This window comes from Galbibacter kalidii (assembly GCF_026241135.1).
GTDB lineage: Bacteria > Bacteroidota > Bacteroidia > Flavobacteriales > Flavobacteriaceae > Galbibacter.
Window position 1 is genome coordinate 84,404 of the sequence record NZ_JAPFGA010000015.1, and the last position, 25,020, is coordinate 109,423.

26 protein-coding genes are annotated in these 25,020 nt (G+C 38.8%); 17 read left to right on the forward strand and 9 right to left on the reverse strand.

The annotated features are described in order from the left end of the window. Window positions 1-17: 17 nt before the first annotated feature. The 3 genes from OOZ15_RS14995 to hemA are packed head-to-tail and all read right to left on the reverse strand — an operon-like array spanning window position 18 to window position 3,964. A complete protein-coding gene (locus tag OOZ15_RS14995) occupies window positions 18-1,760 on the reverse strand; it encodes a TrkH family potassium uptake protein (protein ID WP_265957239.1) in 1,743 nt (580 codons plus the stop codon). After that, window positions 1,761-2,714 (reverse strand): hydroxymethylbilane synthase, encoded by a 954-nt coding sequence (gene hemC / locus OOZ15_RS15000; protein WP_265957240.1) that lies wholly within the window; start codon window positions 2,712-2,714, stop codon window positions 1,761-1,763. Continuing rightward, the gene (gene hemA / locus OOZ15_RS15005; protein WP_265957241.1) at window positions 2,711-3,964 is read right to left on the reverse strand and encodes a glutamyl-tRNA reductase; all 1,254 of its coding nucleotides are present in this window, start codon (window positions 3,962-3,964) and stop codon (window positions 2,711-2,713) included. The genes hemC and hemA overlap by 4 nt, the downstream gene beginning before the upstream one ends. Before the next feature lie 237 nt (window positions 3,965-4,201). On the opposite strand from hemA, the gene OOZ15_RS15010 reads away from it, so the two are divergent. From OOZ15_RS15010 to OOZ15_RS15045, 8 genes are all read left to right on the forward strand, one after another. Continuing rightward, window positions 4,202-5,059, forward strand: coding sequence for a helix-turn-helix domain-containing protein (locus OOZ15_RS15010; protein ID WP_265957242.1), 858 nt, complete (start codon window positions 4,202-4,204; stop codon window positions 5,057-5,059). Window positions 5,060-5,083: 24 nt separating this feature from the next. After that, a complete protein-coding gene (locus OOZ15_RS15015; protein ID WP_265957243.1) occupies window positions 5,084-5,845 on the forward strand; it encodes a ThuA domain-containing protein in 762 nt (253 codons plus the stop codon). A gap of 130 nt (window positions 5,846-5,975) precedes the next feature. Continuing rightward, window positions 5,976-7,004 (forward strand): ferrochelatase, encoded by a 1,029-nt coding sequence (gene hemH / locus OOZ15_RS15020; protein ID WP_265957244.1) that lies wholly within the window; start codon window positions 5,976-5,978, stop codon window positions 7,002-7,004. 16 nt (window positions 7,005-7,020) lie between these two features. After that, window positions 7,021-8,379: an MATE family efflux transporter gene (locus OOZ15_RS15025; RefSeq protein WP_265957245.1), complete on the forward strand. Its 1,359-nt coding sequence runs from the start codon at window positions 7,021-7,023 to the stop codon at window positions 8,377-8,379. 151 nt (window positions 8,380-8,530) lie between these two features. Further along, window positions 8,531-8,860, forward strand: coding sequence for a hypothetical protein (locus OOZ15_RS15030; RefSeq protein WP_265957246.1), 330 nt, complete (start codon window positions 8,531-8,533; stop codon window positions 8,858-8,860). Window positions 8,861-9,122: 262 nt separating this feature from the next. Further along, on the forward strand, window positions 9,123-9,674 hold the full coding sequence (locus tag OOZ15_RS15035; RefSeq protein WP_265957247.1) for a CopD family protein: 552 nt from the start codon (window positions 9,123-9,125) through the stop codon (window positions 9,672-9,674). A 129-nt stretch (window positions 9,675-9,803) separates the two neighbouring features. Further along, complete coding sequence (locus tag OOZ15_RS15040; protein WP_265957291.1) at window positions 9,804-11,231, forward strand: sensor histidine kinase; 1,428 nt, start codon at window positions 9,804-9,806, stop codon at window positions 11,229-11,231. Between the two features lie 38 nt (window positions 11,232-11,269). Further along, on the forward strand, window positions 11,270-12,046 hold the full coding sequence (locus tag OOZ15_RS15045) for an enoyl-CoA hydratase/isomerase family protein (protein ID WP_265957292.1): 777 nt from the start codon (window positions 11,270-11,272) through the stop codon (window positions 12,044-12,046). Between the two features lie 26 nt (window positions 12,047-12,072). Here OOZ15_RS15045 and OOZ15_RS15050 read toward each other — a convergent pair whose 3' ends face one another. The 3 genes from OOZ15_RS15050 to OOZ15_RS15060 form a co-directional block, all read right to left on the reverse strand. Beyond that, the gene (locus OOZ15_RS15050) at window positions 12,073-12,729 is read right to left on the reverse strand and encodes an HD domain-containing protein (protein WP_265957248.1); all 657 of its coding nucleotides are present in this window, start codon (window positions 12,727-12,729) and stop codon (window positions 12,073-12,075) included. 2 nt (window positions 12,730-12,731) lie between these two features. Then, window positions 12,732-13,466 (reverse strand): lysophospholipid acyltransferase family protein, encoded by a 735-nt coding sequence (locus OOZ15_RS15055; RefSeq protein ID WP_265957249.1) that lies wholly within the window; start codon window positions 13,464-13,466, stop codon window positions 12,732-12,734. A gap of 233 nt (window positions 13,467-13,699) precedes the next feature. Next, a complete protein-coding gene (locus OOZ15_RS15060; protein ID WP_265957250.1) occupies window positions 13,700-14,110 on the reverse strand; it encodes a BrxA/BrxB family bacilliredoxin in 411 nt (136 codons plus the stop codon). Between the two features lie 451 nt (window positions 14,111-14,561). Here OOZ15_RS15060 and OOZ15_RS15065 point away from each other — a divergent pair, with 451 nt between their 5' ends. The 4 genes from OOZ15_RS15065 to OOZ15_RS15080 all read left to right on the forward strand — a co-directional run bounded on the left by OOZ15_RS15065 (window position 14,562) and on the right by OOZ15_RS15080 (window position 18,286). After that, window positions 14,562-15,296, forward strand: coding sequence for a TerB family tellurite resistance protein (locus OOZ15_RS15065; protein ID WP_265957251.1), 735 nt, complete (start codon window positions 14,562-14,564; stop codon window positions 15,294-15,296). 212 nt (window positions 15,297-15,508) lie between these two features. After that, window positions 15,509-16,102 carry a HupE/UreJ family protein gene (locus OOZ15_RS15070; RefSeq protein WP_265957252.1) on the forward strand — a complete coding sequence of 198 codons (594 nt, stop codon included), beginning with the start codon at window positions 15,509-15,511 and terminating at the stop codon, window positions 16,100-16,102. Between the two features lie 108 nt (window positions 16,103-16,210). Continuing rightward, the gene (locus tag OOZ15_RS15075) at window positions 16,211-16,645 is read left to right on the forward strand and encodes a deoxycytidylate deaminase (RefSeq protein ID WP_265957253.1); all 435 of its coding nucleotides are present in this window, start codon (window positions 16,211-16,213) and stop codon (window positions 16,643-16,645) included. After that, window positions 16,646-18,286 carry a S41 family peptidase gene (locus OOZ15_RS15080; RefSeq protein ID WP_265957254.1) on the forward strand — a complete coding sequence of 547 codons (1,641 nt, stop codon included), beginning with the start codon at window positions 16,646-16,648 and terminating at the stop codon, window positions 18,284-18,286. An 8-nt stretch (window positions 18,287-18,294) separates the two neighbouring features. On the opposite strand, the gene OOZ15_RS15085 is transcribed toward OOZ15_RS15080, so the two are convergent. Genes OOZ15_RS15085 through OOZ15_RS15095 form a run of 3 tightly spaced genes read right to left on the reverse strand, consistent with a single transcriptional unit; the run spans window position 18,295 to window position 19,693 of the window. Continuing rightward, a complete protein-coding gene (locus OOZ15_RS15085) occupies window positions 18,295-18,900 on the reverse strand; it encodes an FAD-dependent oxidoreductase (protein WP_265957255.1) in 606 nt (201 codons plus the stop codon). Then, window positions 18,900-19,103, reverse strand: a complete 204-nt coding sequence (locus OOZ15_RS15090) for a hypothetical protein (RefSeq protein ID WP_265957256.1) — start codon at window positions 19,101-19,103, stop codon at window positions 18,900-18,902. Before OOZ15_RS15090 ends, OOZ15_RS15085 begins: the two co-directional genes overlap by 1 nt. Before the next feature lie 17 nt (window positions 19,104-19,120). After that, complete coding sequence (locus OOZ15_RS15095; RefSeq protein ID WP_265957257.1) at window positions 19,121-19,693, reverse strand: MarC family protein; 573 nt, start codon at window positions 19,691-19,693, stop codon at window positions 19,121-19,123. Between the two features lie 126 nt (window positions 19,694-19,819). Between OOZ15_RS15095 and OOZ15_RS15100 the strand changes: the two genes are divergently transcribed. From OOZ15_RS15100 to OOZ15_RS15120, 5 genes are all read left to right on the forward strand, one after another. Further along, complete coding sequence (locus tag OOZ15_RS15100) at window positions 19,820-20,389, forward strand: DUF3109 family protein (RefSeq protein WP_265957258.1); 570 nt, start codon at window positions 19,820-19,822, stop codon at window positions 20,387-20,389. Window positions 20,390-20,469: 80 nt separating this feature from the next. Continuing rightward, a complete protein-coding gene (locus OOZ15_RS15105; protein WP_265957259.1) occupies window positions 20,470-20,757 on the forward strand; it encodes a nucleotidyltransferase family protein in 288 nt (95 codons plus the stop codon). Continuing rightward, on the forward strand, window positions 20,750-21,106 hold the full coding sequence (locus OOZ15_RS15110) for a HepT-like ribonuclease domain-containing protein (RefSeq protein ID WP_265957260.1): 357 nt from the start codon (window positions 20,750-20,752) through the stop codon (window positions 21,104-21,106). The genes OOZ15_RS15105 and OOZ15_RS15110 overlap by 8 nt, the downstream gene beginning before the upstream one ends. A gap of 316 nt (window positions 21,107-21,422) precedes the next feature. Continuing rightward, the gene (locus OOZ15_RS15115; RefSeq protein WP_265957261.1) at window positions 21,423-22,403 is read left to right on the forward strand and encodes a ribonucleotide-diphosphate reductase subunit beta; all 981 of its coding nucleotides are present in this window, start codon (window positions 21,423-21,425) and stop codon (window positions 22,401-22,403) included. Window positions 22,404-22,523: 120 nt separating this feature from the next. Then, window positions 22,524-24,953, forward strand: coding sequence for a ribonucleoside-diphosphate reductase subunit alpha (locus OOZ15_RS15120; protein ID WP_265957262.1), 2,430 nt, complete (start codon window positions 22,524-22,526; stop codon window positions 24,951-24,953). The last annotated feature ends 67 nt before the right edge of the window (window positions 24,954-25,020 follow it).

The window sequence follows — 25,020 nt, forward strand, 5'->3', positions numbered from 1 at the left end:
TGTTTAAAATTTAAATATTAGTTAATGAGTATCTTTTCTTCGGGATACTCATGAAATGACACACTCAATTGGCGTATCATTCCTATCATAAGGTTTATAAGTCCGATACGTCCTATAAACATAACGGCAATAACCACAGCTTTGCCTTCATTGCTAAGATCTCCTGTAATCCCCATGGAAAGTCCCACGGTACTATAAGCCGAAAAGACTTCAAACCCTATTTGAATCAGCGTGAAACCTTTTTCAAAAAAGAGCAATAGCAATATGGCTATGCCAATACAGATGAGAGATATACTCATAATGGCAAATGCCCGCCTTACAGAGTCATTGGAAACCCTTCGTGTCCCAATTTCTATGTGTTGTCTTCCGCGTATGATGGCAAAAATATTAAGTGTTGCCAATGCAAAGGTACTGGTTTTTATTCCACCACCGGTAGAAGCAGGTGAAGCCCCTATCCACATCAACAACATAACAAACAGTAATGAGGGCATGGAAAGAGCCGAGACATCTACCGTATTGAACCCTGCTGTACGTGTAGTTACCGATGTAAACCCTGCTGTGGTAAATTTACCCCACCAACTACTGTGTTCGCGCAATACGTTTCCATATTCAAAAACACTAATAAAAATGGTGCCCACCACGAGAAGTATCGCCGAAGTCACCAAAACAATCTTGGAATTGAGGGTGACCATACGTACAGGGGTTGTTCGTTTTTCCGCGTTAAAAAGGTTTTGAAATATATGTTTCAGGTATTTCATTATGTTTTCTACAATTCCATAGCCCAATCCTCCGAAGATAATCAGAACAATAACCATCCATTGAAATGCATAAACAAACCGTAGGTTGGTGTCATATAAACCGTCTGACATAATTGAAAAACCGGCATTACAAAATGCCGAGATAGCATGGAAAATCGAGAAAAATATCTTGTTGTCCAATTCGGGGATACCGAGTACCGAAATATAGATAAAAATGGCACCAATAAATTCCAATGTAAAGGTAAAGGCTACCACACGCATGGCGGTTTTCAATACGTTGCTGATATTATCGATACCTACAAAATCTTTTACATACAATCCTTCTTGAAATGAAGAGCCCCCTTTAAAGAAATAAGCAAAAAACGAGGTAAAAGTAAGCATTCCAATTCCTCCCAACTGAAATAATACCATGATGATGGATTGCCCCATGAATGTAAAGTCGTGTGCTGTGTCCACAACAATCAAACCGGTAACACAAACAGCACTGGTGGCTGTAAAAAGCGCATCGATAAAACTGATGCTTTCGGTGGTGGCGTTGGGCAGCATCAACAGCAGGGCACCGGTAAAGGCAATTAGGGCAAAACTTCCTACAAAGAGGATGGCCGGGTTGTAGTGGTAGTGGTACAGTTTGCGGATGAGCTTCATCAAGCGCAATACAAAATAGCCCAACAACTCGATTTCTATGATTGTTTTTATACCAGAGATGGCTTCAACCAGATCAAATCCGTGTGCTATCCATGAAATGAGGATGGTAATAATGATCAGGATAAGAATGCCAATGTTGGCGGTAAACATCATCCTGGTGTAGTGGTCACTCGAAAGCCTTCTTCGGATAATGCTAAAAATAAGTAATATCAATGTGACTCCCATAAGGGTGAGCCCACGTTGAAAAGCCGTTTCCTTGTTTTCAGTAAAACCGAAATCATATACTAAAAATGCTATGAGCGACAGATCTATAAATCCGTAGAGTTTGGACAAGAAGTTTTTTAAATCACTTTTCATTTACGATTGCAATGTGTTCTTGATCTGTTGCATGAGAGCCCTTCCGCCGTTTTGTAAAACTTCTTCGGCACAGATTTTTCCAAAATTTTTGAATTCCTCAAGAGCAACACTTTTTTTAATAGCTATTTTTTCTTTTCCGTCTAAAGAAAACAATGCACCCTCAAATGTAAGCATATTTTTATGTCTTTTTGCCAATGCTCCGATAGGAGCTGTGCAACCTCCTTCGAGCGTACTTAGAAATTCGCGTTCGATGTGGGTACAGATGTCGGTTTCATTGTGATTGAGCTTTTCCAAAGCCTCTCTTGAAAAGGTGTCGTTTTCCATGGCAACTACCATCATGGCACCTTGGGCAGGTGCGGGGATCATCCAGTCTAAATCCTCCCCAACCCCTCCAAAGGAGGGGCTTTTTATTTTATTGCCTTTTTTTATAAAGTCTAATCGCTCTAAACCGGCTGCGGCAAATACAGCGCCATTCCAATTGCTGTTGTTTAATTTTTTAAGACGGGTGTTTACATTTCCTCTCAAGCCTTCAACCTTGTGTTTTGGGTATTTGTGGAGCCATTGTGCCTTTCGCCTTAAACTTCCGGTGGCAATAATGGTATTTTCACCTTCAAGGGATTTTACGTCACCTTTAAAAACCAAGATATCTTGCGTGTTCGCGCGTTTAAGAACAGCCGCCTTAACAATACCTTTTGGAAGTTGGGTAGGAACATCTTTCATGCTGTGCACGGCAATATCTACTGTTCCGTTGAGCATGGCGATATCGAGCGTTTTTGTAAAAATCCCGGTAATTCCCAATTCATAGAGCGGTTTGTCTAATATGAGGTCACCATCGGATTTAACAGATACAATTTCTGTGCGGTATCCGTTGCTTCCCAGTAAATCCTTGACGTGATTGGCTTGCCATAGTGCTAATTCACTATCGCGAGTTCCTATTCTTATGACTTTGTTCATTTCGTAGTTTCTAATTGAAACACCTTGTTTATGAATTCGATACTTTCACCGGTATTGTCCGAACTGTCTTTTAAGTGATTGGCGAAGTGTGTAGTTATTTTTTGAATGATTCTGTTACTGATGATTTCCGCTTGCTCGTCATTAAAATCATCAATTTTTTTCCGTTGGAAATCAATTTCGGCATCTTTCATCGTTTTTAGCTTCTTTTTTAAAGCTTTGATAGTAGGGGCAAATTTACGGGTTTCCAACCAATGTTTAAAATCGGTTTCTACCTCGTTCATGATAGCTTCTGCCTTCGGGAGGAATTTTTCTCTTCGTTTCAAAGTATCGTCTGTGATTTTCGACAATTGATCCAAATGTACTAAAGTGACATTGTCTAATTCTTGAACATTTGGATCCACATTTTGAGGAATAGACAGATCCAAGATCAACAAATCTTTAGAAGTGTGAATGAGTTCCTTGCTAACGGTCGGTTTTTGAGCACCCGTAGCCACTATAAGTATATCACTTTTTCTTATTTCCTCTTGTAAATTGCTGTATTCTTTGACCAGAAGATTGAATTTCCCTGCTATTTTTTCAGCTTTTCCTTTAGTTCGGTTGATGAGGACAATATGGTCGTTTTTCGTATGTTTAACCAGATTTTCACAGGTGTTTCGACCTATTTTTCCGGTACCGAACAACAAAATATTCTTATCTGATATATTAGGAATCTTCGAAAGGATATACTGAACAGAAGCAAAAGCTACTGAAGTTGCACCTGAAGAAATTTCAGTTTCATTTTTAATGCGCTTGCTGGCCTGAATAACGGCATTGCACAAACGCTCTAAAAAAGGATTGGTAATGTCTTTTTTCTTGGAGTTTATAAAACTTTGTTTTACCTGACTGATGATTTCAAAATCCCCTAAAATTTGACTGTCAAGTCCGGTTCCTACCTTAAAAAGGTGTGAAATCGAATCGTTGTTTTTATAAACATAACCTATTTCCTGAAACTCGTTCACAGAACCGTTGGAGTTTTTGCAAAGCAATTGGATGAGTTGAAAAGGATGTTGGGCAAAACCGTATAATTCAGTTCGGTTACATGTTGAAATGACTAAAAGGCCATCGATGCCGGCAGACTTAGCTTGATCCAAAAGTGCATTTTTGCCCGCTTCATCCAAACTAAACTTACCTCTTATAGCGGCATCAGCTTTTTTATAGCTGATCCCTATGGTATAAAAAGAACTATGTTTTGATATGTTATAAGCTTCCATTCAATCTTTTACAGAAATCGTGGACAAAAATAAACCTTAAGAAACTAAAAAAATAACGCTGGAGGGACTTTTTATGTCGCTTTAAGAAAAAACCACTTCATTTCAACTTAAAAATGGTAAAATAGTGTATTTTTGAAGTAAAATAAGGTGTTGTGGGCGGTATTGTTTAGATTTATTCTAAATAATAATATTTAAATACCTGTAGAAATCGAGTTAAAAAATATCGCTAAAAGTGCTATGGAAGAAATTGTAATCGAAAACGGGTTTACGCTTTTGAAAATTCAGAATGAAACCAATGATATTCAGCATATTAGTAAGGAAATAGACAGCAGTTATATTCAGTTTCATTTTTGTTTGAAGGGGGGGGCTATTTTCCATTTTAATGATGGACGTTATGCATTGGATTTAAAAGAAGAGGAAGCACTTTTGCTGTACAATCCACAAAGGGGGTTGCCTATCAATTTGGAGATGAATTCCAAAACTTGGGTGGTTTCTGTACTGATTCCGATCAAGAAATTTCACTCGCTTTTTTCTACGGAAGCCGATTATATCCATTTTCTGAATGAAGAAAATATCGATAAAAAATATTACAATTCAACAGTCATAAACCCTGCAATGTCTGTAGTTCTGAGTCAGATCATAAACTACAACTTGCATCCATCGATCAAAAAACTGTATTTGAAAGGAAAGGTCTATGAATTGTTGGGACTTTATTTCAACAAGCCTGAAGATGCTGATGTGGAGCAATGTCCTTTTTTGATAGACGAAGACAATGTGCGCCGCATAAGAAAAGCAAAAGACATTGTGATTTCCAGAATGGCAGAACCACCATCGCTTCAGGAATTGTCGGATGAAATCGGACTTAACCTGAAAAAACTAAAAGAAGGTTTTAAACAGGTGTACGGCGATTCGGTCTATAGCTTTTTGTTTGATTATAAAATGGAATATGCCCGAAAAATGTTGGAAAGTGGGGATCACAATGTGAATGAAGTAGGTTTGAAAGTGGGCTATAGCACAGCCAGTCATTTTATAGCGGCTTTTAAAAAGAAGTATGCCACTACGCCCAAAAAGTATATCATGTCGTTGAGTAACTAATCAATAACCATAATTAATATGAAAATGAAGTATTTTTTAATCACTACCATCTTGTGTGTGACCATAGGTTGCGGACAAACCCCAAAAAAAGAAACGACTACCGATGAAATTGTAACCGATGTTCATGAGGAAAACGTATTGGTTTTCAGTAAAACAAAGGTCTATAGGCATAAATCCATTGAAACCGGAGTGGACTTAATCAAGAAATTGGGTAAAGAAAATGAATTTGGTGTTGCGCATACCGAAGATGTGTCACTTTTTACCCTAGAGAAACTTTCTGAATATGATGTGGTGTTATTCTTGTCAACTACAGGAGATGTGTTGAACGAAGAACAGCAAAAAGCCTTTGAAGGCTATATTCAGTCTGGTGGGGGTTTTATGGGAATTCATGCAGCTTCCGATACCGAATATGAATGGCCGTGGTATGGAAAATTGGTAGGAGGCTATTTTGTGGACCACCCCAACAATCCCAACGTAAGGAATGCCGATATCAAGGTGTTGGATAACAACCATATTTCGACCAAGCATTTACCGGAAACTTGGAATCGTGACGATGAATGGTATAATTTTAAAAACCTCAACCCTGATGTGAATGTGTTGTTGAATTTAGATGAAACTTCTTATGAAGGTGGGACCAATGGAGAGCATCACCCCATCGCTTGGTATCATGAGTTTGACGGCGGCCGTGCTTTTTATACAGGTGGTGGACATACAAAAGAATCGTATGCCGAACCGCTTTTCGTTCAGCATGTATTGGGAGGAATTTTCTACTGTTTGGGACGCTAGTTATAAGAATTATCTATAGCAATATCGAAATCTTAACACCATATAAGGAGAAGGTGAAGATTCAAAACATTAATTTTGCGGCCTGCAAATTATAGTTTTTACAGAGGAAAATTTATAAAAAATCAAACTTGTGAAAGGAGTTTTATTGGTAAATCTGGGTTCGCCGGATTCTACAGATCCGAAGGATGTAAAACGATATCTGGAGGAGTTTTTAATGGATGAAAGGGTCATCGATATGCCCAAATGGTTGCGGAGTTTTATCGTAAAAGGAATCATTTTACGTACACGTCCAAAAAAATCAGCTGAAGCCTATTCAAAAATATGGTGGGACGAAGGTTCGCCCCTCATTGTACTTTCAAAAAGGTTGACCAAGCAAATGGATAAACTCACATCCGTTCCGGTAGCTATGGCGATGCGTTATGGGAATCCATCGATAAAACACGGTATGGAAACGCTTCATAAACAAGGGGTGACAGAGGTACTTTTGGTGCCGCTTTATCCGCAGTTTGCCATGGCAACTACAGAAACCATTTTGGTATTGGCTGAAGAGCTGCGGAAGAAACATTTCCCCGAGATGCAATTCACCAACGTTCCTGCGTTCTACAATCATCCGGATTATATAAGAGTACTTTCCGAGTCGATTCAACAACACCTTAAAGGAAAAGAATGGGATCATATCCTTTTTTCATATCACGGAGTTCCTGAAAGGCACATCAAAAAATCGGATATTACCAAATCACATTGTAAAATAGATGGACAATGTTGTATGACAGAGTCGCCTGCACATCAGTATTGTTATCGTCATCAGTGTTATGAAACCACTAATCAAGTAGCAAAATATCTGGAATTGAAAGACGGGAGCTTTTCAACATCCTTCCAATCGCGTTTGGGAATAGACCCTTGGTTAAAACCGTTTACAGATAAAACAATTAACAACTACGCACAAAGCGGAACCAAAAAACTGACGGTTGTAACACCGGCTTTTGTTTCAGATTGTATTGAAACCTTGGAAGAAATAGGAATGGAAGCCCGTCATGAGTTTGAAGAGAACGGAGGAGAAGAATTTCATCTGGTTCCTTGTTTGAATGATGATGAAGCATGGGTGAAAGTATTGTCCCGTTGGATCGACGAATGGGCTACTGCTAAATCAGAAAATTAAAAAAACAACTTTTTTAATGACGAAAGTCTCTTCAAAAGAATTAGGAACAGGTTCCATAGGAAGTTTATTGGTCAAGCAAGCAGTTCCGGCATCTATCGGGATTCTGGTGATGTCCTTAAACATTTTAGTAGATACCATATTTGTTGGAAACTGGATTGGCTTTATTGCCATTGCAGCTATTAATGTAGTCTTACCGGTTTCGTTTTTTATCGCCGCTTTGGGAATGGCGATTGGTATTGGCGGATCTTCAATTATTTCAAGGGCTTTAGGAGCGGGAAATACAGTCAAAGCACTCAAGACCTTTGGAAATCAGGTGACACTTACAATTCTTCTGACATCGATTCTTGTTATCGTGGGGCTGGTGTATGTCGATACCATTATCCCAAGTTTTGGAGGTAAGGGCGATATTTTTGATCCGGCAAAGATATATTACAAGATTGTATTGTACGGAGTTCCCTTTTTGGCCTTGTCCATGATGGGAAACAACGTGATCAGGGCCGAAGGAAAACCCAAAATTGCCATGGTAGCGATGATTCTTCCATCCGTAGGGAATATTTTGCTCGACTATATCCTTATCAACATTATGGATTTTGGTATGTATGGTGCCGCTTGGGCTACTACCGGATCTTATATGTGTTGCTTTTTCTATATCCTATGGTTTTTTATGTCCGATAAATCTGAGCTAAGGATAAATTGGGTGGATTTCGGATTGAACAAAAGCGTGGTTTCGGAAATTGCTTCTTTGGGAGGTGTTACACTCGCCAGACAAGCGGTAGTGAGTGTTACCTATTTGTTTTTGAACAATATTCTGTTTGAATTGGGAGGTGAATCCTCGGTTACTGTTTATGCTATCATTGGACGGATGTTGATGTTCGCACTCTTCCCCGTTTTGGGGATTACACAAGGATTTTTGCCCATTGCAGGGTATAATTATGGTGCTGCACAATATGGAAGGGTACGGGAATCGATCAACACAGCCATAAAATACGCCATGCTTTTAGGTTTCCTGATTTTTATGCTGATTATGCTTTTCCCGGAGGCCATCACCTCAGTTTTTACTACGGACGAAGCAGTGTTGTCTGATACTCCCGGAGCCATGCGATGGGTGTTTGCAGCCACACCAATTGTCGTGATACAGCTCATCGGATCGGCCTATTTTCAAGCCATAGGGAAAGCGGTGCCGGCTTTGTTGCTTACCTTAACACGTCAGGGCTTCTTTTTTATCCCGTTGATTTTGATTCTGCCACGCTTTTTTGGGGAATTAGGGGTTTGGATTTCCTTCCCTATTGCAGATACGCTATCAACCATCGTGACAGGTTATTTCTTGAACAGGGAAGTACGGAAAGATCTTGTTTTGGATGTTGAGGATGTATAAGTAATGTGACTTTTATGATATTACAACCAAAAGCGCTATTTTTGAATTCATTATGACTTTTTTGATTGAAGCGAAAAATAGAGATTTTTGTCCCAAATGAAGGTTTTTTGCGCTGCATAGCTCTAGCTATGGAGCAATAAAAAGACAAAATATGGGGCGAAAAGATTATTTTGCAGCCAATGGGAAAAAGTCTATAATGAATTCTTTACCAAAAAACGAAATGAAGATGACTGTTTTGGAGCAAAAAAAACTTCAGGTACTAGAACGTCTTGCATTGTCAAATGACGAATCTCTTTTTGATGAGATTAAAATTTTGATGGATGATAAGTCTGATGAAGATGTTGTTCCTGAAGAGCACTATCGTATTCTTATGGAGGAACATGAAGCTTATTTACGTGGTGAAACCAAGTCTTTCACTTGGGAAGAAGTAAAACAAAACGCAAGGAAAGCACTTGAAGAAATACGAAATAAAAAAGCTTAGTAGGGCTAATGTTGAAATTACAGAGGCGTACGTTTATTACGAAATTAAATTGGATGGGCTCGGGGAACGGTTCATAGACGAAGTGGATAAGGTGCTTTTATATATTTCACAGAACCCATATCTTTTTCCAAAGAAATACCTGTATTTCAGACAAGCACCTCTTAAAGTTTTTCCGTTTATCGTTATTTTTTCTGTTGAAAATACTGAAGTCTTGATTCATTCTGTTTTTAATACTTACCAAAACCCTCTCAAAAAACCATAAATGATAGATTATTACAACTATATAAAATCCTTGCACCTCATTTTTGTTATCACCTGGTTTGCCGGGTTATTTTACATTCCGCGTTTGTTTGTCTACCAGATTGAAGCTTTTCACAAGCCTTCCCCGGAAAAGGAAATCCTCGGGAAACAATTAAAGCTCATGGCCAAACGCCTTTGGTATATCATCACCTGGCCGTCAGCAATACTGGCTACTGTTTTTGCGGTGTGGTTATTGGTTTTAATGCCTGTCTGGCTTCAGCAGGGGTGGATGCATGTTAAATTAGGCTTTGTTCTCTTGCTTTTTGCCTATCATTTAAAAACCCATCAGATGTTTAAACAATTGCAACGGGATGAGGTGAAATATAGTTCGCGATTGATGCGTATTTGGAACGAAGGTGCGACGATTATCCTGTTTTCGGTAGTGTTTTTGGTCATTTTAAAAAACAGTATCAATTGGGTATTTGGCGTCATCGGAATTTTTGTGTTGGCGATTTTATTGATGCTGGGGATCAAATTATATAAAAATATCAGGGACAAAAATTCGGAAGCATAATTCGCATTGGAATTTGTTTTTTGAGATTTGTAATTTCCCGCTTTTTGGCTTAATTATTGTTATCTTTATTCTTGAAAAATAAAGCCTGTGTACAACAAACTTTCACTTCGCACACGTATTTTTATTACAATGATTTTAATTGTGGTTACCGCATCTGTCTTGATAGCCGGGGTAACCATTTATCAGTACAAAGAGCAGGCACAAGACTATCATAGGGCAGATTTGGATCGGAAGGAAAACCAATTGAATGCCCAGATTGATTATATTTTAAAAAAAACCACTTGGGAGGTAAAAACCGAGAATCTGAAGTATATTTTTAATGATGTTATTTATGAAATATCCGATGTACTCAATCTGAATTTCAACATCTACGACTTGGAAGGAAACCTGATCAGGAGCTCTAAACCAACAATAGAACGTGACGATTTGGTATATGAACTAGACCAAAGTGTTATACAGGGGCTGGCATCGAGCTCAACCCGAAATTATGTGGAAAGGACCAAGGTGGCGGGCGAACGTTTTCGATCGTCCTATAGTTATATTTTAGACCCGAAATTCAAACCTATTGGGATATTGAACATTCCTTATTTTGAAGACGATACACTTTACAATACTGAGCTCAAGAAGTTTTTACTGAAACTTGTTGCCGTGTATCTGTTGTTATTAGTTCTCGCTACCATGCTGGCCTATGTTATTTCGAGATACATCACCAGGTCGTTGAAGGCGATAAGCGAGAAACTGGATCAAACCCGGTTGAGTAAGCGCAATCAAAAGATATATCTGGACGACCCTAGTGAAGAAATAGGGGCTTTGGTCAATGCTTACAACGGAATGATAGACGAGTTGGATAAAAGTGCTGCACTTTTAGCAAAAAGTGAAAGGGAACAAGCGTGGAGGGAAATGGCAAAACAGGTGGCGCACGAGATCAAGAATCCGTTAACACCCATGCGGTTGAGTGTCCAAAGTTTTCAAAGGAAATTTGACCCCAAGAGTGAAGACATTAATAAAAAGGTGAACGAATTCTCCAAAACCCTCATTCAGCAAATAGACACCATGAGTAATATCGCTTCGGCTTTTGGAAGTTTTGCCAGTATGCCGGCCCAGCAAAACGAAACACTTAATGTGGTCGAGGTGGTAAGGCTTTCTGTAGAAATCTTTAATGAAGATTACATACAGTTTATCTCAGATGAAGAAGAGATCATTGTCAAAATGGACCGCACACAGCTCATCAGGGTGGTGACCAATCTGGTGAAAAATGCCACACAGGCCATCCCGGACGATCGGGATCCTAAAATTGTGGTCAATGTCTATGCTGAAAAAGATAATGTAAAAATTTCCATCGCCGATAACGGCATAGGAATAGCACTCGAAAATCACGACAAGGTCTTTGAACCTAAGTTTACTACCAAAACCAGCGGTATGGGATTGGGATTAGGTATGGTAAAGAATATTGTGGAGACTTATAACGGTCAAGTTACGATGTCTTCTGTTGAAGGAAAAGGAACGGTTTTTACGATTTCTTTTCCTAAATTTAAGGATAGAGATAATACTAAATAGAAATGAAATTTTTCAGAAAAAAGAAAAACACAGATTTTATGCAATTTGAAAATATTTTAGTTGATGTTGATGAACATATCGGGCTGATTACCATCAACAGGCCTAAAAAAATGAACGCACTGAACAAAGCAACTATAGGAGAGCTTCACCAAGCTTTTAAAGCCTTAAATGAAGACAGTGACGTCCGGGTGATCATAATTACCGGATCAGGAGAAAAGGCTTTTGTCGCTGGGGCAGATATCGCTGAATTTTCAGATTTTTCTATTGAAGAAGGCGCTCAACTGGCTGCAAAAGGACAAGAATTGTTGTTCGATTTCGTAGAGAATCTTGAAACTCCGGTAATTGCTGCCATCAATGGTTTTGCTTTGGGTGGCGGACTCGAACTGGCGATGGCGTGCCATTTCAGGATAGCCAGTGACAATGCCAGAATGGGGTTGCCGGAAGTGTCCCTAGGAGTAATTCCCGGTTATGGTGGAACACAACGCTTGCCACAATTGGTAGGAAAAGGAAGGGCGATGGAGATGATCATGACCGCCAAAATGATAGGGACTGAACGCGCTTTAATGTCGGGACTTATCAACCAAATGGTCGCACAAGAACAACTGATTCCATATTGCAAAAAAATTGCCGGAAAGATTATTCAAAACTCACCTGTGGCCATAGCAGCAGCTATCAAAGCGGTGAATTCCGGATTTAACGGACAAGGCTATAAAAAAGAAATCGAAGCCTTTGGTGAATGTTTCGGTACCGATGATTTTCAGGAAGGAACTACCGCATTTTTGGAAAAACGAAAAGCTGATTTTTCGGGGAAATAATTTGTGATAGGTGATTAAATAAAAACTCAAGCCCGCCCACTGATTTCCCGATAAAATTGCTCTAAAAAGGTCTCCATAAATTGATGTCTTTCTGCTGCCAATTTTTCCCCGGTTTCGGTATTCATGCGGTCTTTTAAGAGAAAAAGCTTTTCATAAAAGTGATTGATGGTAGGGGAATCAGATTTTTTATACTCCTCTTTGCTCATGTTCATTTTTGGAGGGATCTCCGGGTCGTAGAGTTTTCTGTTTTTAAAACCACCATAGTTGAAACAACGCGCAATCCCGATAGCGCCAATGGCATCCAGTCTGTCTGCATCCTGAATGATATCCAGTTCGATGGATTTGAATTTTTGCTCAAAATTACCGCCTTTGAACGAAATGTTCTCGATGATGTTTTTAATGTGTTCTATAGTTGAATGGTCTACATCAATACTCTTTAGGAAGGTTTCTGCCATTTTTGGACCAACGCTTTCATCGCCATTGTGAAATTTTGAATCAGCTATATCGTGAAGCAAAGCCCCCAAGCCCACCACCAACGGATCGGCTTGTTTTTCATCTTTGGCAATGAACAGGGAAGTGTTGAATACCCTTTCGATATGAAACCAATCGTGTCCGCCTTCGGCATTTTTCAATGTTTCCTTTACAAAGTTGATGGTTTTGTCTATGGTTTCAGAGTTGCTCATTTTTAAGCTTTAACGTGACTGGTTATGGTTTTTTCCACAGAAGCGATAAGTTCTTCAGGAGGAAGTTCGTTTACTTTTACAGGTTGATGAACCTCAAAAGTAATGTGATTGCCAATACCCATCGGGAATTTGCCGTAGCGTAATGTTTTCCACGAATTGCTAATGCTTACAGGCACAATAAGCGCATTGGGCATTTTTTTCATCAATATTTTCAATCCGCCACTTTGAAAACGTTTCGGTTTCCCTGTCCGACTCCTTGTTCCTTCAGGAAAAATAACGACCGATCTATTATTCTTTTCAGCATAAATCGCCAGTTTTAAAATTTCTTTTAGCGACTGTTCCCTGTTTTTTCTGTCGATCAAGACCGAACCACCGTGTCTTAAGTTATAAGAAATACTGGGAATTCCTTTACCCAATTCCTTTTTACTGATGAATTTAGGGTGATGTTTCCTCATATGCCAGATTATGGGCGGAATGTCGTACATGCTCTGGTGGTTGGAAACAATGATACAAGGTTGTTCCGTATGAATTTGGTGTTGATTGTTAAAGGTAACCCGAGTACCCAATAACAACAAACTTTTCGTTAAAAAATAATTGAGGAAATCGACACTTTTTTTATGTGCCTGATAACCAAAAACGTTAAAACAAACCCACTGGATAAGATGGAAAACCACTAATATGAGACCGAAGATTATGAGGTGGATAATGGTTAGCGGATATGCGAGTATTTTTCTCATTTTTATATTCCGGATGTTATTTTTTCAAACGATTGTCCGCAAAATCAATTACCTTAGGATGAGCTATTAAGATATTAAAACGAACAAACCTTAAATTTATTTCGACGCAGTCCCGACGCTTCGGGAGGGGAGACTTACCTGACGGCAGTTAGGTTAAACCCACTTAGTGGGAATCAAAAAAAGCCACGTATGTGTTGTGGCTTTTCTATTATTTTTTAATTCGATAGAATTGACTAGCAATGTTCGTCGTAAGCGCCAACCAAATTATCTGCAATGATTTCTGCAGGTCTACCTTCAATGTGATGTCTTTCCAACATGTGAACCAATTCACCATCCTTAAACAAGGCCATACATGGCGAAGAAGGAGGGAAAGGAAGCATATATTCCCTTGCTTTGTCAGTAGCTTCTTTATCAAACCCTGCGAATACGGTAAATAAATTGTCAGGAGTTTTACCATTTTTAAGACTCATTTTGGCTCCCGGTCTGGCATTGGCGGCTGCACAACCACATACTGAGTTTACAACGACCAATGTAGTTCCTTTTTTGGCCATGGCCACATCTACTTCTGCAGGTGTGTGTAACTCTTCAAATCCTGCCGCTACAAGGTCTTCCTTCATGGGTTTAACTAATTCAGCTGGGTACATAATCTTTATATTTTTAAAATTTGTATTTCAGTTATTGAACTCATTTTTATTTCAATCAAAAAAGTTTAAACGAGTTCGCCTTATATAGGTCGCAAAGATAGGTAAAAACATTACACTTTTAGACCTGAAAGTTTAGGATTGTTGTTTTGAAATCGTTAATTATCTGCTCCTTATAGTTATCGAAGCTGAATTATAAAAAAGTACAATCTTATATATTCCACTTATGCTGATATTGGGGTTTGCTTCGTCAATTCATTGCTGATGTCATGTTCACCTCTCCTTGGGGGGGCAGAATTGCTTTTTTAGCAATTCAGGATGGGGCAAAATAAAAAAAATCTATGATCTGAAAGAGAAAATGAAACTGGAAAAGCAGCATTATTGGACTACTATGTGGATAGCAGTCTCAAGAAATTTTTTATTGTATTTTTGAAGCCTATTTAAACGGTAAGCTATGTATAAATGGATCTTTGGGTTTTTAGGATTTTTTGTGTTGAGGTTTTACGGAGCCATCATCGGTTTTATTATCGGTAGTGTGATGGACGGTTTTAAAGGGAAAGGAGGTATTTCTTTTGATACCTTGTTCAATGATCGAACCCGAGAAGTGTCTCCCGCCGATTTCGAACTCAATCTGCTTTCACTCTGTTCCATCGTGATCAAAGCTGATGGAAAGATCAATCAGAACGAATTACAATATGTACGTGCCTATTTTGTTTCAACCTACGGAAAAGAAAAGGCCAATGCTATTTTCAGAACGTTTAATGAAGTAGCTAAAAATAGAGAAGTTTCTTCACAACGCATCTGTGCTTACCTGAATCAGCGTACACGCTATGAAATGCGTTTGCAGTTGCTACATTTTCTTTTCGGAATAGCACAGGCAGATGGTGCCGTTACTGAAGCTGAAAGGATAAAAATCAGGGAGATAGCGGGATATATGCGGGTCCATTACAGGGATTTTGAAAGCATCATGGCGATGTTTGTAAAATCGGCCGACACTGCTTATAAAATTCTTGAAGTAAACAAAGACGCGAGCGATGCCGATGTAAAGGCTGCTTACAGGCAAATGGTGAAAAAATATCATCCTGATAAGGTACGGACCACTGATGAAGCCATCAAAAAAGGTGCGGAAGAAAAGTTTAAAGAGGTACAAAAAGCATACGAACAAATACAAAAAGAGCGAGATTTGTAAATCTTTAATCCCACGAAGTGGGTTTAATCTGACTGCCCTGCCTTTGCCGGCAGATAAGCATGCCCTGAAGCAGTTGATTTTTCTTCAAAATCAGCTTTTTGAACGTTTCTTTGTGAGTTAACAGCCAATTTTTGCATACAATTTGCCTGAAATCCGTATCACTTTTTTTAAAATAGTTGTATGTTTGAAAAACCCTTAAATCGTCTTTAATTATGGATCAATTTTGGTTCTACTTTAAACTAGGTCTTAACCATGTACTCGATATTAATGCATACGACCATGTGCTTTTTCTTGTGGTGTTGACAGTCCCCTATACATTTTCCAACTGGAAAAGAGTGTTGTGGTTGGTGACCATGTTTACCTTGGGGCATACACTTTCGTTGATTTTGGCTACCTATGGTGTGGTAAGTGTGAATTCAAAATGGGTAGAGTGTTTAATTCCCATTACCATCTTAGTTACAGCGGTTTTCAACATTTTTACAGCCGGAAAAGGAGCCAAAAAGGAAAAATTCGGACTTACATTCTTTGTGGCGCTTTTCTTTGGTTTAATACACGGACTGGGCTTTTCTACCTATTTTAAACAAATTGTGGCGAGTGCGTCCAACAAAATGGTTCCTTTACTCGAATTTGCCTTAGGAATAGAAGGGGCACAAGTGATCGTTGTTCTATTGGTCTTGGTGTTGGCGTTTGTCTTTCAATCGATCTTTCGCTTTAACAAAAGGGATTGGGTTATGGTTATTTCGTCGATTGTGGTTGGTTTTGTGATTCCTATGATGATAGAGACATGTAGGGAATGTTTTTTGTAATTAGCTAAAAATTAACGGCTGACAGGTTGTGATTAATGACGAAAGCCGTTATCTTCGCTCTATAATACAGTAACCCGGACTAGGGTTGCTTTACTTCGAAATACGCTAATGGCTAATAAAAAGCAAGCAAGATACGACCGGGCCTATTTAAGAATGGCTCAGGAATGGGGAAAGTTGTCATATTGTAAAAGAAAACAAGTTGGCGCGATTATTGTAAAAGATAGAATGATTATTTCTGATGGATATAATGGAACGCCCACAGGATTTGAGAATATATGTGAAGATGAAGAAGGATATACGAAGTGGTATGTGCTTCATGCGGAAGCAAATGCAATTTTAAAAGTGGCTTCTTCTACACAATCTTGCAAAGGAGCGACCTTGTATATAACACTATCACCTTGTAAAGAATGTAGTAAGCTGGTGCACCAGGCAGGTATAAAAAGGGTGGTTTATGTGAATGCGTATAAAGATCGAGAAGGACTGCAGTTTTTGGAAAAAGCAGGTGTAGAATTGGTGCAGATCAAGAATTTAGATGAAGAATAGATGTTGAAGAACAAGAATTACTTATTTCCTCTTATCATAGCTGCAGCCGTAGCGGTGGGGGTTTTTATTGGAGGAAAACTCAATTTTAACGATACTCCGGAGAAACTTTTTACCACAAATTCAAAAAAAGACAAGCTCAACAGGCTTATCGACTATATCGATTATGAATATGTAGAAGATGTCAATACAGACAGTATAGTCGATGTTACCGTAAACAATATTTTAGACAAATTGGATCCGCACTCGGTTTATATTCCGAAGCAGGAAGCCAAACGTGTGGCCGAAAGCATGAAAGGGGATTTTGTAGGTGTTGGGGTTAGTTTTTATATGTATAAAGACACCTTGGCAGTTATTAGGCCAATAGAAGATGGACCGAGTATCAAGGCAGGGATAAAAGCCGGGGATAGGATTTTGATGGCTGATCAGGACACACTATATGGAAAAAAACTGAGCAGTCAGGATATTGTAAATAGACTTAAAGGAAGCGATAAAACAAAGGTGAAATTGACGGTCTACAGACCTTCTGAAGATACGGTGCTGACACTCAATATAGAAAGAGCTGATGTTCCGATTCAAAGTGTAGATGCCTATTATTTATTGGCGCCAAATTTGGGCTATATAAAAGTGAACCGCTTTGCGGGAAGTACCTATCGGGAGTTTAAAAAAGCCTTGGGGAGACTTCAAAATATAGGAATTGATAAACTGGTGTTGGACCTAAGGGACAATCCCGGGGGATATCTAAGGATTGCTGAACAAATAGCCGATGAATTTTTGGAAGACGACAAACTCATCCTTTTTACAAAAAATAAAAGCGGTGCCATTGAAGAGGCTTATGCTTCCAAAAGAGGAAATTTTGAAAATGGCGAGGTCTATGTGCTGATCAATGAAAAATCGGCCTCCGCAAGCGAGATCGTAGCGGGAGCCATACAAGACAATGATAGAGGAACAATTGTAGGTCGTAGGTCCTTTGGTAAAGGATTAGTTCAACGCGAGATGGGACTTGGTGACGGTTCTTCCATACGCCTTACGGTTTCTCGTTATTACACACCAACCGGAAGATCCATACAACGATCTTATGAAAATGGGACGGAAGATTACTATAATCAATTTTATCAACGTTATGAAAATGGTGAATTGCGCTCAGCAGACAGTATGAAAGTGGCCGATTCACTTATTTTTAAAACCCCGAAAGGTAAAATTGTTTACGGTGGAGGTGGAATTATCCCTGATGTTTTTGTGCCTATGGAAGAAACAAGCGAAGAAGCTTGGGTAAATACAATATTAGAATCCGGTTTTATGTCTTTTTATGTTTTTGAGTATTTAGACAAGCATCGCAATGAATACAAAGGTCTATCAGAAACCGATTTTATGAACGATGTTGTAGTGGATGACGAGATGGTAAGCAGATTTATGTATTATGCTGAGAGTAGGGGATTGAAAATAGACTTACAGCCCTACAAAGAAAATCTAAAGCGTTATATAAAAGCCACTCTTGCTGAACAGCTCTACGGAAAGAATGTCAACCAACAGGTGCTAAAAGACACCGATTCGGTGCTCAATGCTGTTTTACATTTGACCGGTAATGATGTTGAGGTGGAAACAGAAGAAGCAGAAGTTGAAACTGAAGCTGTAGTGGAGTAATTCTGACTTTATTCCAACTTATCATGAACCTTAGTGTGTTTGCCATCGTTCCATAATGTAAGAATGTCTGTAGCGACTTGAGCTCCACTTCCGGAGGCAATGGAAAACTGACTTCGCCATCCGGCCAAAGTGCCTGCCACATAGATACCTTCTTTTACCAAATGATCGGTGTTTTTTAGTTGAACGCGCTCCTTTTCAGCAAGACTCAGGCGATGAGGTTCCAGATATTTGTTAAGTCCTTCAATATTAAAAAAATTAGTGTAACCTAAGGCGACCACGATCAGTTTGGTAGAATAGCTGTTCTTATTGGTTTTAATGGTAAAATTACCTGTAGTTCCGCTAACGGCAGTAACTTTTTCTTTTTCAATTTGATCGACATGAGGGTAAAGCGTGGTTAATTGCTTTTTTCCGGATTTTAAAACCTCCATACCCACAGTCCCGGGAGCTATCCCCAAAACATTATTGAACAAAGCCGATTGCAATTGCGATGCTTTTTGATGGATAACAATTCCAATTTTTTTATCCTTGGCATACAAAGTTTTATGTGCAGATCCTAAAACCAGTGCACATTGCATGCCCGCTGCTCCGCCACCAATGACTAATGCATCATACATCACTCTTTTTCTTTTATTTTTTGCTGAATCTTTTTAGACTGATTGAAGATAATGAGCAAGAGCACGGCACACAGCGCTGCAACAATCCCAATAATAGCGATCAGGCTGTCACCCTGAAACGGATTGTCGAAATTGAGCATGGTAACATTAACTGCTATCATGGCAACGGCAAAAAGGATAAGTAGAATGGTGAAAATTCTCATTTTTTATGATTTGTGTGTTAGAACAATCCGGTAACGTTGTTTGCAAACAGCTTGACGGCAATAGCTAACAAAATAACCCCGAAGATTTTCCGAATAACGGCCAGCCCCGATTTTCCCAAGATTTTTCCGATTTTACTGGACGATTTTAATACAATATACACAATTATAATGTTCAGTACAATGGCAATTATGATATTCTCGACGTGATATTCCGCACGAAGCGATAATAAAGATGTCATAGTTCCCGCACCGGCAATCAGCGGAAAGGCCAATGGAACAATAGATGCAGTCTCCGGCGCATCGTCTTTGTATAGTGAAATACCAAGGATCATTTCGATAGCCAGAAAAAATAGGATAAAAGCACCCGCTACGGCAAACGAATTGACATCAATGCCGATAAGCTTTAAAATCTCTTCCCCGATAAAGAGGAAGGCTACCATAATGATAGCAGCGACAATTGAGGCTTTCTCAGATTGAATATGCCCCACCTTATTTCTGAGATCGATAATAATAGGAACGTTGCCTATAATATCGATCACGGCAAAAAGAATCATTCCTGCCGTTGCTATTTCCCGGATATCAAAATTCATTTTTGTATGGTTTTAAAAATGCTGCAAAATTATAAATAACGAATTGATTTATATGCCTTATCAGGAATAAAAAATTGTAAAAAACCTTATTAAGGTTCCAAGGAGTAAAAAGAGTATATTTGCAGTATGTTTCAGTTAGGAAAAACCATCGTATCAGAAGAGATCATAGAAAATGATTTTGTATGCAATTTGAGTGCGTGTAAGGGGGCTTGTTGTGTAGACGGAGAAGCGGGCGCTCCCGTAGAAGATGAAGAAACCCAAGTATTGCATGATATTTATGAAGATATAAAACCTTTTTTGCGTCAGGAAGGCATAGATGCCATAGAAGAGCAGGGCACTTTTGTTAAAGGTTGGGACGGCGAATGGGAAACACCATTGGTTAATGAAAGTGAATGTGCTTATGTGACTTTTAGTGATAACGGCACGGCACTTTGTGGAATTGAACAGGCGTACAATGCCGGTAAAGTCAACTGGAAAAAACCCATTTCGTGTTCTTTATACCCGGTACGCATCAAACAATATCAAGAATTTGCGGCAGTCAACTACCACAAGTGGCATATTTGTGACGATGCTTGTTCCTTAGGGAAAGAACTTCAGATACCGGTTTATAAATTTGTTAAAGAGGCGCTGATCCAAAAATTTGGAGAAGCATGGTATGCTGAACTGGAGCAAGTCGCTAAGGATATGTATCGGTAGTTTTATTGTAAGTTGCTGATAAATAATTCGGTTTGTCTCAAAAAATAGATAAATTAGCGATAACCTAAAATGGTTTGAAAATGATGACGATTGATAAAATAAAGCAAATTATTGCTCCCATTCTCAAAAAATATAATATAAAACGGGCCGGGGTTTTCGGCTCGTATGTTAAAGGGGGAAATACGGAGGAAAGCGATATTGATATTTTGGTGGAGTTGGAAAGCAAGATAAGTCTGTTGGAATTTGTAAAGATCAAATTGGACTTAGAGGATCTGTTGGGGAAAAATGTAGACCTAGTTGAATACGGTGCAATAAAACCAAGGCTTAAAGAGCAAATTTTATCCGAAGAAATGAAAATATATGGCTAAGAAAAAACAAAGAAATGAGCTTGTCTTTCTTGAGGATATTATAGAATGTATTGATAAAATCATTGAATATGTAGAAGGTGTTTCTGAAAATGATTTTGAGAAGAACATTGAAAAACAAGATGCCGTCATTCGGAGGATTGAGATTATAGGTGAAGCCGTTAAAAGTATTTCAACAAAAACAAGGGATATGTATCCTGATATACCTTGGCGGGAAATGGCAGGAATGAGGGATATAGTTATTCATGAATATTTTGGAATTTCAATCGGGATGGTATGGAGAGTAGCGGTATCTGATATACCAAAACTTAAAAGTCAGATTGAGAAAGTGATTAGTGATCAATCACAATAACCCTCCTTAAACCCTCAAGCGATATTTTTTATTTTTAAAATGCCTTTCTTTACTGTAAATAAGCGAGTTGATTTTATTTTTGTAGCTTTTTTCTCTATTTAGCCATATCAAAAATTCGGTTTTTAATATTGTGATTAACAATAGCTTAACATGCCCTTTGTTTATCACTACTAGACCTACATTTCAACATCCCTTGTTAAAAACTTTTGCAATTATTGTCTGTATTTACCTTTTAATTCCGGCGTCATTTTGCAATCTTTGTTAGTCCCGAGTCACATCAAAAATTCACTCACTAATACATTAAAACACAGCATAAATGTCAGCAGCAATAGAACCGATTTTACAAGAAAACAAGGACAGATTTGTAATTTTCCCCATCCAACACCACGATATTTGGGAATGGTATAAAAAATCTGAGGCCAGTTTTTGGACAGCAGAAGAAATTGACTTGCATCAGGATTTGACCGATTGGAATAACAAATTGAATGACGATGAACGTTATTTTATCAAACATATCTTGGCGTTTTTCGCGGCTTCTGATGGTATTGTGAATGAAAATTTAGCCGAAAACTTTGTGAGCGAAGTACAATACTCTGAAGCAAAATTCTTTTACGGCTTTCAGATCATGATGGAAAATATCCATTCTGAAACTTACTCTTTGTTGATCGATACCTATGTGAAAGATGAAAAAGAGAAGGACACGTTGTTCAATGCTATAGAGAATTTCCCGGCGATTAAAAAGAAAGCCGATTGGGCACTAAAATGGATCGAATCGCCAAGTTTTGCCGAAAGATTGATCGCTTTTGCCGCAGTAGAAGGGATTTTCTTCTCCGGTGCATTCTGTTCAATTTTCTGGTTGAAAAAACGAGGACTGATGCCCGGGTTAACATTCTCAAACGAATTGATTTCCAGAGACGAAGGGGTGCATTGCGACTTTGCGGTGCATTTACACAACAAGCATTTAATCAATAAAGTTCCAAAAGAACGAATTACTCAAATCATCACCAATGCCTTGGATATTGAACGCGAATTTATAACAGAGTCACTTCCGGCGAGCCTTATCGGGATGAATTCGAAATTAATGACACAATATCTTGAGTTCGTTACCGACAGACTGCTTGTGGAATTGGAATGTGAAAAGGTGTATAACTCGACAAATCCGTTTGACTTTATGGATATGATCTCCCTGCAAGGAAAAACCAATTTCTTTGAAAAACGAGTAGGGGACTACCAAAAAGCGGGTGTGCTTAATAAAGATGATGAAGATCAGAAAATAAGCTTCGACGCAGATTTCTAAACTTTAAAAACCAAAAGGAGGCAACTCCAAAAAAATATAAAAAAATATCTCGGAGCCTGTGTACATGGCAGTAACACGGGCAAGACCAACTATTTTTAACTTTTTTAAAATTTGTAGCGTATGTATGTAATTAAAAGAGATGGCAGAAAAGAGCCTATCATGTTCGACAAGATCACCGCGAGGGTGAGAAAACTTTGTTACGGACTTAATGACTTGGTAGATCCTGTAAAAGTGGCTATGCGGGTTATTGAAGGACTATACGACGGTGTGACCACATCAGAATTGGATAACTTGGCGGCTGAAATAGCAGCCACAATGACCACAACCCATCCGGACTATGCCAAATTAGCGGCAAGGATATCGGTATCTAATTTGCACAAAAATACCAAAAAGTCGTTTTCTGAAACGATGACTGATCTCTATAATTACATCAATCCACGGACAGGGAAAGAGGCTCCGTTACTTTCAGACGAGGTGTATAAGGTGATCGAGAAGCATGGGGATAAACTCGATTCCATGATTATCTATAACCGTGATTTTGGCTATGATTACTTCGGATTTAAAACCTTGGAACGTTCCTATTTGTTAAAGTTGAACGGAAAGATTGCGGAGCGCCCACAGCATATGTTGATGAGGGTTTCCGTAGGAATTCATTTGGATGATATCGATAGCGTCCTTGAAACCTACGAATTGATGTCCAAAAAATACTTTACACACGCTACACCTACTTTATTCAATTCAGGGACACCAAAACCACAAATGTCGTCTTGTTTCTTGTTGACAACAAAAGAAGACAGCATCGATGGTATTTATGATACCTTGAAACAAACCGCTAAAATATCACAATCTGCCGGAGGTATCGGACTTTCTATCCATAATATACGCGCTACGGGAAGTTATATCGCAGGAACCAACGGGACTTCAAACGGAATTGTTCCCATGCTGAAAGTGTTTAACGACACAGCACGTTATGTTGACCAAGGTGGTGGAAAACGAAAAGGATCTTTCGCTATTTATATGGAACCATGGCATGCTGATATTTATGATTTTCTTGACCTGAAGAAGAACCACGGAAAAGAGGAAATGCGCGCTCGTGACTTGTTTTATGCCATGTGGATACCGGATTTGTTTATGAAACGTGTAGAAAAAGACGGAGAATGGACATTGATGTGCCCTAACGAATGCCCGGGCTTGTGTGATGTGCATGGCGATGAGTTTGAAACCTTGTATGCTAAATATGAAAAAGAAGGGAAAGGAAGAAAAACAGTTAAGGCCCGTGAACTTTGGGAAAAGATATTGGAGTCTCAAATAGAAACGGGAACACCTTATATGTTGTATAAAGATGCGGCTAATAGAAAATCGAACCAAAAGAATTTGGGAACTATCCGCTCTTCCAACCTTTGTACGGAAATTATGGAATACACCGCTCCGGATGAAGTGGCTGTGTGTAATTTGGCTTCTATCGCTTTACCAATGTTTATAAAAGACAATGCGTTTGATCATAAAGAATTGTATAAAGTGACTAAACGTGTAACTAAAAACCTGAATAAGGTGATCGATAGGAATTATTATCCTGTTGAAGAAGCCCGAAATTCAAATTTTCGTCACCGGCCTATTGGTTTGGGGGTTCAAGGTTTGGCAGATACGTTTATCAAGCTGAGGATGCCTTTTACTTCTGATGAAGCAAAACAGTTGAACCAGGATATTTTTGAAACCTTGTACTATGCTGCTGTAACTGCCTCTATGGAAATAGCAAAAGAAGATGGACCGTATGAAACATATAAAGGATCACCTATTTCCAAAGGAGAATTCCAACATAATTTATGGGGCATTAAAGATGAAGAATTGTCCGGAAACTGGGATTGGGCTAAATTGAGAAAAGATGTGAAGAAGCACGGTGTTCGCAACTCACTTTTAGTAGCGCCTATGCCAACTGCCTCAACGTCTCAGATTTTAGGGAACAATGAATGTTTCGAGCCGTACACCTCCAATATTTATACGCGAAGAGTACTTTCAGGAGAGTTTATTGTAGTGAATAAACATTTGTTGGAAGACTTGGTGAATTTAGGACTGTGGACCGAAGAATTAAAACAAGAATTGATGAGGGCCAATGGTTCTATTCAGCATATTGAGAGCATTCCGCAGGAAATCAAAGACCTTTACAAAACCGTGTGGGAATTGAGTATGAAAGACATTATCGACATGTCTCGCCACAGAGGGTATTTTATTGACCAATCACAATCGCTGAACCTGTTTATGGAAGGCGCAAATTTCGCTAAACTGACTTCTATGCATTTCTATGCATGGAAAAGCGGTCTGAAAACAGGAATGTATTATTTAAGGACCAAATCTGCAGTTGATGCAATTAAGTTTACCTTGGACAATACCAAGAAAAGTGAACCTATTCCTGCTGAAGCTGCAAAGCTAGAGCCACAAGGAGCACTTCCAAAACCGGAAGCTGTAGAGCCGTTATCACCTCAAGAGCTTAAGGAATTGCTTGCAAAATCGAAAGATGCAGAAGGGGATGATTGCCTAATGTGCGGATCTTAGATCTTTTCATTTATATAATTGAAAAAGGGAAGTCTGGTATAAACCGGCTTCCCTTTTTTTGTTTTGT